Here is a 13045-nt window from a genome sequence, read left to right on the forward strand (position 1 = left end):
TGCGGATTGGTGGGCCGGGCAGGACTCGAACCTGCAACCAGACCGTTATGAGCGGCCGGCTCTAACCATTGAGCTACCGGCCCCACCTTTTCCGCGTATTGGCGGAACGGCGTTTTAGACCGATTTCACGGAGCTTGGCAACGCATCGCCCGAAACGTCGTCGTCGCTGGGGATGGGGCGGGGGCGGCCATGGTCGTCGATGGCGACGAAGGTGAAGGTCGCGTCGGTGACCTTTTCCTGAAGGTGGGTGATGAATCGCGTCGCCCAGGCTTCGACATGCACCTTCATCGAGGTGCGGCCGATCGACTCCACCTCGGTATAAACAGAGAGCACGTCGCCGACCCGCACCGGGCGAATGAAGATCATGGTGTCGACCTTGATCGTCACCACGCGGCCGCAGGCCCGCTCCACACTGGCTATGCCGCCGGCCATATCCATTTGCGACAGCACCCAGCCGCCGAAAATATCGCCATTGGCGTTGGTGTCGGCGGGCATGGCGACAACCCGCACCGTCAATGCGCCCTTGGGGCCTCCCGCCGCCTGTTGAGTCGCGTTCATGAACAAATCCTCTGCTTCCGCCGCCAAGTTAAAGAGGCCAGAGGCAAAAGGCGAGTGGGTAGGGCGGCAAATCGGCGCGAGCCCCGCGTGAGCCTTGCGCTGGCCTCTCCGCGAAACTATTTCTTGACCATGGGCGAACGGACGATGCGCCGTTTGCGTTAGGACAAAACGATGGCACACCGCGATAAATTCGGACGTCCGACCTTCGGGCGCAAATGGGTCCGGCGGGACGAGGTGGACGCCGAGCCCAGAACTCTGCCGATCACGTTGCCGCTCGGCCTTCGCCGATCCGGCAAGATGTTTTCCATCGAGGACGGCGCGGGGCGGACCGTCGCTTGGGTCGATTACGAGGACGATCCCTCATTTCGCGCACAGACGCGCCGCTTCACCGAAGCCGAAGCGCGCGAAATAGCGCAGATGATCGCGCGTCTGCTGACCGACGTCGAAAGCGAACAGGACGCCTCGGCGACGATTGCGCTAGAGGACCTCAACGCCGAGAATGACTGACAGGGCCGGGGCTGGCGGACGAACTTTCAAAACAGGACCAAATCCAGGCGAAGCGCCGCGGCGCGGCGCGAAACCCATCTCTTTTTTCCGAGTTGAAATCTTGGCCAAAAACCGTTCGAACGGCGACCATATGCCGAAAATTCCCATCCCTGCCCATCCGATCGAACGCCGCGAACCTCTGCCCTGGGAACATCCCAAGCCGGCCGAGGAAGACCCCGGCGCGCCGGCCCGGGTGCAAAAAATTCTCAACTCGCCTTCCTATCGCCTGCCGGTAGAAGATTCCGACTTTCTCGGTGGCCTCAACACGCGCGGGTTGCGGCTGCAAATGGATTATCTCAAAGCCGAACTGTCGCTGCGCCGTCAGGAGGTCGCGCAGACTATCGTCGTGTTCGGCTCGACCCGCATTTGCGAACCTTCCGAGGCGCAGCGCCGCGTCGAGGCGGCGCGCGCCGCGCTGGAGGAGGCGAATGGCTCGCATGACGCATTCGTGCTGGCGCGAAAACTCGCCGTCGCCGAAAAAATCCTCGCCAAAAGCCATTATTACGATGTAGCGCGTGAACTGGGCCGTCTCGTTGGCGAGGCCAATCGAGCCTCCAGCGGCGCCCAAACCCTGATCGTGACCGGCGGCGGCCCGGGAATCATGGAGGCGGCCAACCGCGGCGCATTCGACGTCGGCGCCAAGAGCATCGGCCTCAACATCAGCCTGCCGCAAGAACAATATCCCAATCCCTATGTCACCCCGGATTTGTGTTTCCAGTTCCATTATTTCGCTTTGCGCAAGATGCATTTCCTGCAAAGGGCGCGGGCGCTGGTGGCCTTCCCCGGCGGGTACGGCACGTTCGACGAATTGTTCGAAGTGCTGACGCTGGTCCAGACGCGCAAAAAACGACCGATCCCCATTGTGCTGGTCGGCGAGAGTTTCTGGCGCAAGGCGGTGGATTTCGATTTTCTCGCCGAGGAAGGGGTAATCGATCTCGAAGATCGGGAATTGTTCTGGTTCGCCGAAACCGCGCAGGATATTTTCGACAGTCTCAGCAGATGGGAGCGCGCGGCGCCGGGGATTTGATTCGGCGTGGCATCGGGAGCACCCCATGCCTTCCTTATGCAGGAAGAGCGCAATCGGAATGGAAGTCTTGCGGGCGGCGGCGTTAAATCAAGTCTTCACCAAACCGGAGTTTGGTCGGGAGGCAAAAGTGTTCACCCTTCATCCGCACAGGAAAAGCGCGGCGCACGCGCGGGCGGCGGATCATCATTTCCAGCAGATCGCGCATCTGCGGACCGTAAGGCGCGCGGCGGAAATCTCCATTCTGGTCGCGGCCCTGGTGTTCTGGGGATTTTTGACGACCCATTCGTCTCGCGCGCCGCAATGGACGTCGGACCGATCAGGGAATTGCGTGCATCTTGGGCGGGCCGGCGGCTATTGCCAGACCGCGCCCGGCCAGAATTCCGCGAAGCCTGACGTCGAATCCAAATGCCAGCTGCTCGGACGCGCCGGCCGGTTCTGTCCGCCGACGTAACGAGCAGAAGGTGGGAGTCCCGATCCGATCATTGGGACCGGACTTCAGATTTTATGCGCCGTTTATGATTGTCAGTTCTTGGCGACGGCCGGGGCCGGGGCGATCTTCACCGGCTGGCCGTCGGCGAGATTGACCATCGGATTGAGCACTACCTGGTCGCCCGCCCCGACGCCGTCCATGACCTCGACCGTCGTGCCGAAATCGCGCGCGACGGTAATCTTGCGCAAATGCACAGAATCGTTTTCCACCACCGCGACCTGCTGGCCGTTGCGGTTGAAAATAAGCGCCTCGGCGGGAACGATCCGGGCCGGCGTTTTCCTGGGTATGTGCAGTTCGACCACGCAATAGGCGCCGCCCCTCAGCGCGCCGTCCGGGTTGGGAACGTCAGCCTCTACCAGCAAGGTGCGCGTGCCCTGTTGCAGAGACTCCGCGATGCGGGTGATCTTGCCGGAGAAGACGCGGTCGGGCATTTCGGGAACGCGGACATCCACCGCCACGCCGGGCTCTGCGCCGAAAGCCTGGTCCTGCGGCACATAGACCTGGACGCGGATGATGTCGGTCTGCTGCAGGTTGAACATCAGCGTCGCCTGCGACTGCACCAGAGCGCCAGTGTCCACCGAGCGCGAAGTAATCACGCCGTCGAAGGGCGCAACCACTGTCAGGTAATCTCTTTGCTGGCGTAAAACCTTGATCGCGCTGTCTTGCGCGACTTCGCTGGCCTGCGCTGCGACCGTCGCCGCCTGCTGCGCCGCGTAGTTCAGCCGGTCGGTGTCGCCCTGCTGCGCCGTCACCCAGCCTTGCTTCACCAGGACGGTGCTGCGGGCGTTGGTGACCTGCGCCAGCCTCTGGTTGGCGTCGCTTTGGCGGATGGTCGCCTGCGCCTGGGCCTTCGCCGCTTCGGCCTGGGCGATCTGGTGGTCGAGTTCCGGCGCGGTCAAAACGGCGAGAACGTCGCCCGCCTTGACGTGATCGCCGATGTCGACATTGCGCTTTTCGACATAACCATTGGCGCGGGCGTAAATATCCGCCGTCGCATAGGCGAGGGTGGCGCCGGGCAGCGTAACGTCGATGGTTGCTGGAGCGGCTTTGATGGCGGCCACGCGGACGGTCGGCGCTATGTCTCGATACTGGTTCTTGGCGTCGACCGCCGCCTCGCGCGCGGCCTGGGAGCGCCAGGCGCCGGAAGTAAGGCCGGCGCCGAGCAGCAGCAGGACGGCGACGCCCAGAACGCGACGCTGGCGCTTGCGTTTTCGCGCGACCGGGCAATCCTTGGCTGGCGGCTCGGGACAGCGCCAGGAGCCTTCGAGATCGGAATGGCGCGTGGGCGCGACAGGAGAATTCTCGTTCATTCCAGCTCACCCTCTCCAAAGACGCCATGCGCCGTCTTGCCGTCATTGCCGCGACGAAGAACGGCGAAAAGATAGGGCACGATCAACAGGGTCGTCGGCGTGGCGAACAGCAGGCCGCCAATGACCGCGCGCGCCAGCACCGCGTTCTGCTCCTCGCCTGCGCCGCCGATCGCCATGGGTATCATGCCGACGATCATCGCCGCCGCCGTCATCAGAACGGGACGAATTCTTGTATGGCCGGCTTCGATCGCGGCGTCGAAGGAACTCACTCCCGACAGTTGCCGCTCCCGCGCGAAAGTCACCAGCAGGATCGAATTGGCCGAGGCGACGCCAACCGCCATGATCGCGCCCATCAGCGACGGCACGGAAAGGGTGGTGCCGGTGATGAACAGCATGGTCAGGATGCCGCAGAAAGTGGCGGGCAGGGCCAGGATCACCACCAGCGGATCGCCGAAATTCTGGTAATTCACCACCATCAGGAAATAGACCAGCACCGACGCGAACAGCAGGCCCAGGCCCAGGTTGCGGAAGGAATTGCGCATCGACTGGATCTGCCCGATCACTTCGATGCGATTGCCCGGCTTGAGCTGCGGGCTCAGATCCGCGACGATTCTGTCGAGGGACCGTGAGGCCGAGCCGAGATCGACTCCTTGCAGACTGGCGTAAACTTCGTAAACCGGCTGGATATTCGACTGATTGGCGTTGGTCGGGACGCTGTCGCGTTTCAGGGTCGCAACATTGGACAGTAGCCCGGGGACCGGCGCGCCGCCAACGCCGGACAGCGTCGTCGAGACTGGAATATTGCGCAGATCGTTGAGCGAGGCGATGCGCGACTCCGGCGTCTGCACGGCGAAGAAATAGGGAATGCCGCTCGCCGGATCGGTCCAGAAGTTGGGCGAAACCTGTTCGGATGAACTCAGCGCGATGTTCAGATTGTTGGCGATGGCGCTGGCGTTAAGCCCAAGCTGCAGCGCGCGGGAGCGGTCGATGGTGGCGAGAAAGGCCGGCGCGTCGACTTCCTGTTGCAGATGGGCGTCGGCAAAGCCCGGCTCCGCGGCGAGGCGGCGTTCGATTTCACGCGCGACGCGCAGGTTGTTGGCGCGGTCATAGCCGACTGTGCGGATGTCGATCTGCGCCGGCAAGCCAAAGTTGAGAATTTGCGTCACCATGTCGGCGGCCTGGAAATAGAAGGTCGCCTGCGGAAAGTCTTGACGCAAGACGAGACGCAGCCTGTCGATGTAGGTTTGCGTCGGCGCGTGGCCTTCGTTCAGCGCCACGATGATCACGCCGTCGTTGACGCCGATGGTCGAGCCGTCGGCGAAGGCCAGGTTATAGGTGCGGGCGGGCAGGCCGATATTGTCGACGATGCGCTCGCGCTGCTCCTGCGGAATGACTTCGCGAATCTTGTCCTCGACCTGCTGGAACAAAGCTTCCGTCGCTTCGATGCGCATGCCCGCCGGGCCGCGTACATGCAACTGGATCTGGCCGCCGTCGATGGTCGGGAAAAAGTCGCGGCCAACCATCGTGTACATCGCGCCGGTCAAAGCCAGGATCAGGACGATGGCCACGGGAATAATGAGGCGATTGGCGAGCAGCGATTGCAACAATTGCGCGTAATTTTCGCGCATCGATTCGAAGCGGATCTCAAAACTGTGGCTGAAACGCTGGAACAGGTTTTTTGGCGGCCCGCCCTCGTGTTTTTCGTAGCGCAGCAGCAGCCCGATGATGATCGGCGTCAGCGTCCGCGACAGCACGTAGGAGGCCAGCATGGCGAACACCACGGCGAGCCCGAGCGGCGTGAACAGGAACTTGGCCGGCCCGTCGAGAAACACCACGGAGGTGAAGACGGCGCAGATCGCCAGCGTCGAGACCAGCGTCGGCACGGCGATGCCCGCCGAGCCGTGCAGGGTCGCCTGCGGCAGCGGCTGATGTTCCTCGGTCAGCAGGCGATGGGTGTTCTCGATGGTGACGGTCGAATCGTCGACCAGAATGCCGACCGCCAGCGCCAGGCCGCCGAGCGTCATCGTGTTCAGCGTATAGCCGAGCGCGTGCAGCACGACCAGCGAAGAGAGGATCGAAAGGGGGATGGAGATCATCACCACCAGGGTCGAGCGCCAGGAGGCCAGAAACAGCAGGATCATCAAGGCGGTGAGGCCGGCGGCGATCAGGCCTTCGCGCACGACGCCGTTCACCGCCTCGCGAACGAACACCGACTGGTCGAGCAACTCGCCGATTTTCAGGCCCGGCGGCGCGGAGGCGCGCAGCGTCTTCAACGCGTCGCGCACGCCGTTGACCACGTCGAGCGTCGAGGCGTTGCCGTTCTTGATGATGCTCAGCAGCACTGAGCGCCGCCCGTCCTCGCGCACTACATTTTGCTGGACCAGCCAACCGTCATGGACTTGCCCGATGTCGCGCACGAAAACCATGGCGCCATTGACCGCCTTGATCGGCATGTCGTTCAACTCGGCGATGCTCCCCGGCGTGGCGTTGGTGCGCACGACATATTGCGCGTCGCCGAGTTTCGCCGTTCCCGATGGCGCGGTGAGATTTTGTGCATTGACGGCGTTGACCACGTCCAGCGGGGTCAGGCCTCTCGCGGCCAGCTTGTTGGAGTCTATGTCGACCATGATCTGGCGGTATTTGCCGCCCGCCGGCGTCGGCAGGGTGATGCCTGGCACCGGCGCGAGGCCCTGGCGCACGCGATAGATGCCATAATCGTAAAGCTGCTGCTCGCTCATTGTATCGGAGCTGAGGCTGAGTTGCAGCACCGGCACGCTGGAGGCGTTATATTGCACGACGACCGGAGACTGGATGCCGGGCGGCAAGATGACGCGTATGAAATTGGTTGCTGAAATGATTTGCGAAATGGCGAGATCGATGTTGACGTCCGGCTGGAAGTATATTTTCTGCACCGACAGGCCATCGAGGGTTTGCGCCTCCATGTTCTTGATGCCGTTGACGTTCGAACTGATCACATATTGGCTGTAGGTGGTGACGCGCTGCTCCATTTCCGGGGTGGTCAGGCCGGTGTATTGCCAGATCACCGTCACGACGGGGATATTGATTTCGGGGAAGATGTCGGCGGGCATGGTTTTGACCGCCAGTCCGCCGAGGAAGACGATCAGCGCCGCCAATACGTAAAACGTGTGCGGGAAGCGGAGAGCGAAACGAACTATGCCCATGAACCGCTTTCTTCCAGTCGAGAGGATGCGCGCAAGGCGCTGCCCAGGGCTCGATCAAAAGGATCTCGATCGGAGCCTTGGCGCCGCGCTTCAGTCGCTTGCGGGGATTTGGCGATCCGTTACGAATAATCCAGCCTTTTCTGGCGCAAAGCTGGCATTGCGCCCGCGCAGGGAGGCGGCCCTGTTGGCGGTCTCGCTGCTCTGCGCGCAGGTTTTCGTGACCCGGGCGGGGGCCGAGGGCGGCGACCTGCGCGGCGAAGTTTGCCGCATGATCGAGACTGCGGCGGCGCGCCAGGGCTTGCCGCCAGGCTTCCTGACCCGGCTGATCTGGCAGGAAAGCTCGTTTCGTCCCCATGTCGTCAGCGGCGCGGGGGCGCAGGGCATAGCCCAGTTCATGCCGGGAACGGCGGGCGAGCGCGGCCTCGCCGATCCTTTCGATCCCGAGCAGGCCATCCCCAAGGCCGCGGAATTCCTCGCCGAACTGCGCCAGCGCTTCGGCAATCTCGGTCTTGCCGCCGCCGCCTATAACGGCGGCCCGGCGCGGGTCGCCAACTGGCTGTCGGGAACCGGCGACCTTCCTTTCGAGACCCAGAATTACGTTGAAATCGTCACCCGTCTCCCGGTCGAGGACTGGCGCGGCGGCGCGAGCGCCGCAGCCAAGGAGGCGGAACTGAAAAAAGGGGCGAATTGCATGGAGACGGCGGCGCTGATCGCCAAGCACGAGCCGCTGGAGTTCGCCGGCTCGACGCTGACGGCGCCCTGGGGCGTGCAGCTGGCGGGCGCCTTCAGGAAAGGCGCGGCCTTGGCCGCCTATGGGCGGGCGCGGCGGCAATTCGCCAGCCTGATCGGCGATGTCGAGCCGATGGTGATCGGCAGGAGGGCGCCGGGCAGGGGCTTCGCGCGTTTCTGGCGTGTGCGCGTGCCCTCGCAGAGCCGCGCCGCCGCCGAAGCGCTGTGCGGAAAGATCGAACGCGCCGGCGGCGCCTGCGCGGTCCTGAAAACTTGATCGTGAAAACTTGATCGCGCCTGTTGCACGGTTGCACTTTACAAACTGTGCTGTTGTTCGCAAATAGAACACAATTGGCTTTGGCGCGCGCCAGGCGCAGCTCAAGCAACAAGGATGGGATTGCCATGTTGTCCACGCGAAATCTCCGGCCGGCCCTCTTGGCTGGCGTTCTCCTGATCGCCGCGGCGCCGCAGGCCAGCGCGGAAATTTGTATTTTCGGGTTTTGCCCTTCGCAGCAGTCCGACCAAAACAAGCAGGCGAAGCCGCTTGTGCAGCCTCAGCGCGCCCAGCCGCAGGCTGACGCCAGGCCGCTGGTTCGGGCAAATCCGGTCCATCATGAGGACGCAGACGATTTCAATCTTTCGTCCCGCACGTCGCTGCTTGAGCCGGACCGAATGGGTCCGCGCAGCGGCGAACGCGGCTATGCGGCCATTCCCGCCGACGCCGATCCGAATTATTCGACCCCGGTCGATCTCGATCCCTCGGTCAATTACAAACAGGCGACCCAGCGCGTCGTCCCCGATCCGACCGGCGAGGCGGCGGGCACGCTGACCATCAACACCAAATTGCGCAAATTGTATTATTCGCTCGGCGACGGCCAGGCGGTGGAATATGGGATCGCCGTCGGCAAGGCCGGCTTCGCCTGGAAGGGCGAAGCCAGCATCGGCCGCAAGGCCTATTGGCCGGGCTGGACCCCGCCTCCCGAAATGATCGAGCGCCGTCCTGAACTGCCCGATCATATGGACGGCAGCATGTCGAATCCGCTTGGCGCCCGCGCGCTCTACCTGTTCCAGGGCAAGACCGACACGCTTTTCCGCATCCACGGCACCAACGAACCCAGTTCGATCGGCCACGCCGCCTCGTCGGGCTGCATCCGGATGCACAACGCCGACGTGATCGATCTCTACGGCCGCGTCTCCAAGGGCGCCCGCGTCGTGGTGATGTGAGTTCTTGCTGCGGAGCAGTCGCAGCGCCGGCTGGTCTGAATTTCCGGCTTACCTTGCGGAAAAGGTGAAATTGGTCGAGCCGGTGAAATGGCCGCCCGGCGGCGGCGGCGCGTGAAACGCCGCCATGATCGCCGCCGCCGCCGCCGAAAGCCGCGCATCGGCTGAACTGGCGCTATGCGAGACAATGCGGCCGGAGGGGCCGACGGTGAAGGTCACATGGACCCGGCCGGTCGCTCCTTGCGCCCTCTGCGCGCCGATCGATTGCAGCCGGTGAAGTTCCGCGACGACGATGCCGCCATAGGCGGCGCGCGCCGGCCCGGAATTTTCCGCGCCCTCGCGCTTTTTTTCCGCCGCCTTGGCTTGCGCGGCCTTGGCCGCAGCCTCTCGCGCCTGCTCGCGCTTTTCGCGCGCTTCCTTCTCCTGCGCCTCCTTTTTGCGCTCCTCCTGCTTCTCGCGCAAAAGCTCCTTGCGGCGCTCGGCCGCGCGCTCGGCGCGCAGGCGCTCAGCGGCGAGATCTTTTTCGGGCGTCGGGGCGGGCGGCGCGGCTTCCGGCGGCGGCGCAGCAACTGGCGGCGGGGCGGCCTCCGGCGGCGTCGCGGCCTCTGGCGGGGGCGCGGGCTGCGGCGGCGGTTCGGGCTGCGCTTTTTGTTCGGGGGCCGGCTCGGCGGGCGCCATTTCCTGCGGCGCCTCGGGCGGCGAGGCGGCGCTCGGCAATATCGCGACCTCGATCGCGGCGAGCGGCTCCGGCTGTTTTAAGCGCGTCTGGCCGATCAAGACCACGACGGCGACGTTGATCGCCAGCCCGATGGCGAAAGCAAGGGGGCGCAGCCAGTCCGGCCGCAGCCAGAGGCTGGCGGATTCGGACGGCAAATTCATGGCTTTTCAGGTTTTTTCGCGGCTTCGGGCGCGGGGCGGAGGTCGGTGACGATGGCCAGATGCCCTATGCCGCCGCCGGCCAGCCGGTCCATCACCGACACCACGACGCCGTAAGGGGCGTCGCGGTCGCCGCGCACCTGCACCACCCGCTGCGCGTCGCCGTCGAGCTTTTGCCGAACGCTGTCGACCAGCGCGCCTGCGTCGACCTGTTCGTCATCCACCGACAGCGCGCCGTCGCGCGACACGCTGACCAGAATCGGATGTTGCGGATCGAGCGGCTGCGAGGCGCTGGCCTGCGGCAGGTTGACCTTCATGCCGGTCGCCAGCATCGGCGCGGTGATCATGAAAATGATCAACAGCACCAGCATGACGTCGACCAGCGGCGTCACATTGATGTCGGCGAGCGGGCGATAAAGCCCCTCGTCGCTGTTTCCAGGCGATGGCAGGTCCATCAGCGTTTCGTCCCGTCTTGCTGCGCCGCGACGATCAAGGCCACCGCCCGAGCCTCGATCCAATGCGACAATTGCTGGCCGGCGCGCGAAAAGCCGGCGCCGATGCGGGTATAGCCGACGGAAGCGGGAATGGCGGCGGCGAGGCCATAGGCGGTGGCGGCGAGCGCCTCGGCTATGCCCGGCGCGACCACGGCGAGGCTGGTGTCCTTGGCGGCCGCAATGCCGACGAAACTCGACATGATGCCCCAGACCGTGCCGAACAGGCCGACGAAAGGCGAGACGGAGGCAATGACGGCGAGATTGGGCAGGCCGCCCTCGGCGCGGGCCAGCGCCTCGCGCGCCGTGCGGCGCATGGCCTCGCTCACGCGCTGGCGCTTTTCGCCGACGCTTTCGCCGATCACCGTCAGGCCGCAAGCCTTTTGGCCCGCCGCCACGATCCCGGTGAGCAGGGGCGAATGCGCCTCGTCGGCGTCGGCGAGATCGCGGCGCAATTTTCGCGCGGCATAGGCGCCCTCGACGATCAGCGCCCAGCACCAGATCGAGGCCAGCGCCAGGACGATCATCACGAATTTGCCGACGAAACCCGCTTGCAAAAACAGGCTCAGCGGCGACAGGGACAGGGAGGACGCCATTTTTACTCTAGGGACGGAGTTCAGTATGTAGTCCGAAGATTAGGCGCCTTGTCGCCCCCGCGTCCAGTGCGCCAATTCAGGTCTGGCCGGATTTCAGCCGATAAAAAATATGTTTGCCGATCACATCCATTTTTGTCAGCGCGCGCGACCAGCGCGGGCGGACGTAACTGGCGTGATAATGGGTGGCGGCGCCGACATCGGCCAGCCATGTCTTGCCGCCGAGCACGTCGTCGGCGATGCGCGTCGCCTGCGTCCAGGATTCGCCTTCGTGGATGCGCAGCGACTTGCCTTCGCAGGCGAAGGAGAACTGGCAGCCGTGATAATGACGGCGGTTCTGGAACACCACGCCGCAGATGCTGGTGGGATAAAGCCCTGATGTCATGCGGTTGAGGATGACCTGGGCGACGGCGGCCTGTCCGGCCTCCGGTTCGCTGCGCGCCTCGAAATAAATCGCCTGGGCGAGGCAATGTTTTTCCGATTCCCGCTGCTCCGGCGCAATCATCGCGAGATAATCGCGCTTGTCGCCAGTGTCGGCGCGCGACGCGGGCGCCGGGGCGACGACGGAGGCCAGAACTTCGACCGGGGTCTGATCGCCGACGGCGGGCGTCGAGGAGCCGAGCGCGATGGCGCGCGGCGGGGCGGGAGTCGCGCCCTGTTCGATGCGTTCGGCCAAAGCCGCCCGGCGCATGGTCAGGACGCCGGCGCCCTGGTTCGGCGAAACGGCGGATTGGCCGGGCTGGGTCACCGGGCTTTCGCCTTCGGGCCAGGCTTCGAAATTGGCGCCTGAATCTGAACTCTGCGAAAAACTGGAGGCGAGGCCGCTTTCGTTTTGGCTGAAGGTCAGGATTTCGGCCCGCATTTTCGCCGGGCCGCCTTTCTGGCGCCAGCGGCCGTCGAGGGTCGGGCGCAGGCCGACGACCGGATCGCCTTTATGGCTACGGTCGATCTCGGGAAAAATCTTGGCGTTTCTCTTGATCACGAGGCGCGGCTCGATCTCGTCCGGCGCGTCGTCGAATTGTTCCGGCGCTCCGGTGACAAGGCGCGCCTCATGCAGCAGGCCGCGTCCGAAATTGCCGCCGAAAGAGGCCGCGAGCGAATGCGGCGACGGCGCGAGATCCTGCGGCATGACGGCGGCAGTCGCAGAGAGCGGGGCGCGCGACGCGCCGGAAGGAACTTCCTGGCCGGCGTCGGCGGTGAAGGAGACCAGCATGGCGGCGGCGACGCACCAGGGCGCGGCGACCTCCATCGCCCAGAACAGCCGCTGCAACGCGAAACGCGACAAAGTGAGATGCGCTTTACGCCGCGCCTTACGCATACGCACTTCCCATGCTCGCGCCAACGAAAAAGTTCCGCCGGCGCGCATGACGCGGCGGCAGAATCTTTATCGCTTGTTAGGCTTGACAGGGGGTTACCAAGGGGGAGGGCGAAGCTGTCCCGATATGGGATGGGGGGCGGGGTAGCGCCTCTTTTTTTGCTAGGCCCCGCCGACTTTCGAGAAATCCGCGACGAGATGCATCGCGCGGCGCAGTTGCGCCAGCAGTTGCAGGCGGTTTTTTCGCAGGTCGGCATTTTCGACGTTGACCGTCACATGGTCGAAAAATTCGTCCACCGGCGCGCGCAATTTCGACAACGAATGCAAGGCGCCGTCGAAGTCTTCCGCCTTGAGCTTTTCGGCGACTTCGCGGTCGGCGCGGTCGAGCGCGGCGGCCAGCACGTGCTCCTGATGCTCGATGCGCAGGTTGGCTTGCGGATGCGCCTCGAAGGCCCCGGCGCCGTCCTTCTTCTCTTCGGCCTTCAAAATGTTGGTGCCGCGCTTGTACCCGGCGAGCAGGCTCGCGCCGTCCTCGGTAGCGAGGAATTTGTCCAGCGCATTGATGCGGGATGTGATCATGACGAGGTCGTCCTCTCCGAGCGCGAAAACCGCGTCGAGCAGATCGTGGCGGGCGCCGCGATCGCGCAGGTCGATTTTGAGGCGGTCGGCGAAAAAGCCAAGGAGGTCATTCGCCAAAGCATTTGGGC

The 13045-nt window shown here is 64.3% G+C and carries 13 protein-coding genes and 1 tRNA gene; 5 read left to right on the top strand and 9 right to left on the bottom strand.

What is annotated here, in order from left to right:
- Positions 1-7: 7 nt before the first annotated feature.
- Both ACLP2E_RS00810 and ACLP2E_RS00815 read right to left on the bottom strand, forming a co-directional pair.
- Positions 8-83, bottom strand: a tRNA-Ile gene (locus ACLP2E_RS00810).
- A 31-nt stretch (positions 84-114) separates the two neighbouring features.
- Positions 115-558 carry an acyl-CoA thioesterase gene (locus ACLP2E_RS00815; RefSeq protein WP_442462575.1) on the bottom strand — a complete coding sequence of 148 codons (444 nt, stop codon included), beginning with the start codon at positions 556-558 and terminating at the stop codon, positions 115-117.
- Positions 559-729: 171 nt separating this feature from the next.
- On the opposite strand from ACLP2E_RS00815, the gene ACLP2E_RS00820 reads away from it, so the two are divergent.
- The 3 genes from ACLP2E_RS00820 to ACLP2E_RS00830 all read left to right on the top strand — a co-directional run bounded on the left by ACLP2E_RS00820 (position 730) and on the right by ACLP2E_RS00830 (position 2582).
- A complete protein-coding gene (locus ACLP2E_RS00820) occupies positions 730-1065 on the top strand; it encodes a hypothetical protein (RefSeq protein ID WP_442464872.1) in 336 nt (111 codons plus the stop codon).
- A gap of 130 nt (positions 1066-1195) precedes the next feature.
- Positions 1196-2131 (top strand): TIGR00730 family Rossman fold protein, encoded by a 936-nt coding sequence (locus tag ACLP2E_RS00825; protein ID WP_442462577.1) that lies wholly within the window; start codon positions 1196-1198, stop codon positions 2129-2131.
- 127 nt (positions 2132-2258) lie between these two features.
- Positions 2259-2582: a hypothetical protein gene (locus tag ACLP2E_RS00830; RefSeq protein WP_442464873.1), complete on the top strand. Its 324-nt coding sequence runs from the start codon at positions 2259-2261 to the stop codon at positions 2580-2582.
- Positions 2583-2653: 71 nt separating this feature from the next.
- Here ACLP2E_RS00830 and ACLP2E_RS00835 read toward each other — a convergent pair whose 3' ends face one another.
- Together ACLP2E_RS00835 and ACLP2E_RS00840 are read right to left on the bottom strand one after the other, a co-directional pair.
- Complete coding sequence (locus tag ACLP2E_RS00835; RefSeq protein ID WP_442464874.1) at positions 2654-3931, bottom strand: efflux RND transporter periplasmic adaptor subunit; 1278 nt, start codon at positions 3929-3931, stop codon at positions 2654-2656.
- The gene (locus ACLP2E_RS00840) at positions 3928-7113 is read right to left on the bottom strand and encodes an efflux RND transporter permease subunit (protein WP_442464875.1); all 3186 of its coding nucleotides are present in this window, start codon (positions 7111-7113) and stop codon (positions 3928-3930) included. Before ACLP2E_RS00840 ends, ACLP2E_RS00835 begins: the two co-directional genes overlap by 4 nt.
- A gap of 181 nt (positions 7114-7294) precedes the next feature.
- Between ACLP2E_RS00840 and ACLP2E_RS00845 the strand changes: the two genes are divergently transcribed.
- Together ACLP2E_RS00845 and ACLP2E_RS00850 are read left to right on the top strand one after the other, a co-directional pair.
- On the top strand, positions 7295-8119 hold the full coding sequence (locus tag ACLP2E_RS00845) for a lytic transglycosylase domain-containing protein (protein ID WP_442464880.1): 825 nt from the start codon (positions 7295-7297) through the stop codon (positions 8117-8119).
- Between the two features lie 125 nt (positions 8120-8244).
- A complete protein-coding gene (locus ACLP2E_RS00850; RefSeq protein ID WP_442464876.1) occupies positions 8245-9066 on the top strand; it encodes a L,D-transpeptidase in 822 nt (273 codons plus the stop codon).
- 48 nt (positions 9067-9114) lie between these two features.
- Here the strand turns inward: ACLP2E_RS00850 and ACLP2E_RS00855 are convergent, their stop codons facing one another.
- From ACLP2E_RS00855 to ACLP2E_RS00875, 5 genes are all read right to left on the bottom strand, one after another.
- Positions 9115-9942 carry a TonB family protein gene (locus ACLP2E_RS00855; protein ID WP_442462582.1) on the bottom strand — a complete coding sequence of 276 codons (828 nt, stop codon included), beginning with the start codon at positions 9940-9942 and terminating at the stop codon, positions 9115-9117.
- Positions 9939-10394 (bottom strand): ExbD/TolR family protein, encoded by a 456-nt coding sequence (locus ACLP2E_RS00860; RefSeq protein ID WP_442462583.1) that lies wholly within the window; start codon positions 10392-10394, stop codon positions 9939-9941. Before ACLP2E_RS00860 ends, ACLP2E_RS00855 begins: the two co-directional genes overlap by 4 nt.
- Positions 10394-11026, bottom strand: a complete 633-nt coding sequence (locus tag ACLP2E_RS00865) for a MotA/TolQ/ExbB proton channel family protein (RefSeq protein WP_442464877.1) — start codon at positions 11024-11026, stop codon at positions 10394-10396. Before ACLP2E_RS00865 ends, ACLP2E_RS00860 begins: the two co-directional genes overlap by 1 nt.
- Positions 11027-11102: 76 nt before the next feature.
- Complete coding sequence (locus ACLP2E_RS00870; protein WP_442464878.1) at positions 11103-12341, bottom strand: cell wall hydrolase; 1239 nt, start codon at positions 12339-12341, stop codon at positions 11103-11105.
- A gap of 159 nt (positions 12342-12500) precedes the next feature.
- Positions 12501-13045, bottom strand: a 545-nt coding sequence (locus ACLP2E_RS00875; protein ID WP_442464879.1) for a DALR anticodon-binding domain-containing protein, incomplete at its 5' end; no start/stop codon positions are given.

Source organism: Rhodoblastus sp., from assembly GCF_052145335.1.
GTDB lineage: Bacteria > Pseudomonadota > Alphaproteobacteria > Rhizobiales > Beijerinckiaceae > Rhodoblastus.

Coding starts and splice junctions, on each gene's coding strand:
- ACLP2E_RS00865 (WP_442464877.1), bottom strand. CDS start 11,026: ATGGCGTCCTCCCTGTCCCTGTCGCCGCTGAGCCTGTTTTTGCAAGCG.
- ACLP2E_RS00835 (WP_442464874.1), bottom strand. CDS start 3,931: ATGAACGAGAATTCTCCTGTCGCGCCCACGCGCCATTCCGATCTCGAA.
- ACLP2E_RS00825 (WP_442462577.1), top strand. CDS start 1,196: ATGCCGAAAATTCCCATCCCTGCCCATCCGATCGAACGCCGCGAACCT.
- ACLP2E_RS00855 (WP_442462582.1), bottom strand. CDS start 9,942: ATGAATTTGCCGTCCGAATCCGCCAGCCTCTGGCTGCGGCCGGACTGG.
- ACLP2E_RS00820 (WP_442464872.1), top strand. CDS start 730: ATGGCACACCGCGATAAATTCGGACGTCCGACCTTCGGGCGCAAATGG.
- ACLP2E_RS00850 (WP_442464876.1), top strand. CDS start 8,245: ATGTTGTCCACGCGAAATCTCCGGCCGGCCCTCTTGGCTGGCGTTCTC.
- ACLP2E_RS00860 (WP_442462583.1), bottom strand. CDS start 10,394: ATGGACCTGCCATCGCCTGGAAACAGCGACGAGGGGCTTTATCGCCCG.
- ACLP2E_RS00815 (WP_442462575.1), bottom strand. CDS start 558: ATGAACGCGACTCAACAGGCGGCGGGAGGCCCCAAGGGCGCATTGACG.
- ACLP2E_RS00870 (WP_442464878.1), bottom strand. CDS start 12,341: ATGCGTAAGGCGCGGCGTAAAGCGCATCTCACTTTGTCGCGTTTCGCG.
- ACLP2E_RS00840 (WP_442464875.1), bottom strand. CDS start 7,113: ATGGGCATAGTTCGTTTCGCTCTCCGCTTCCCGCACACGTTTTACGTA.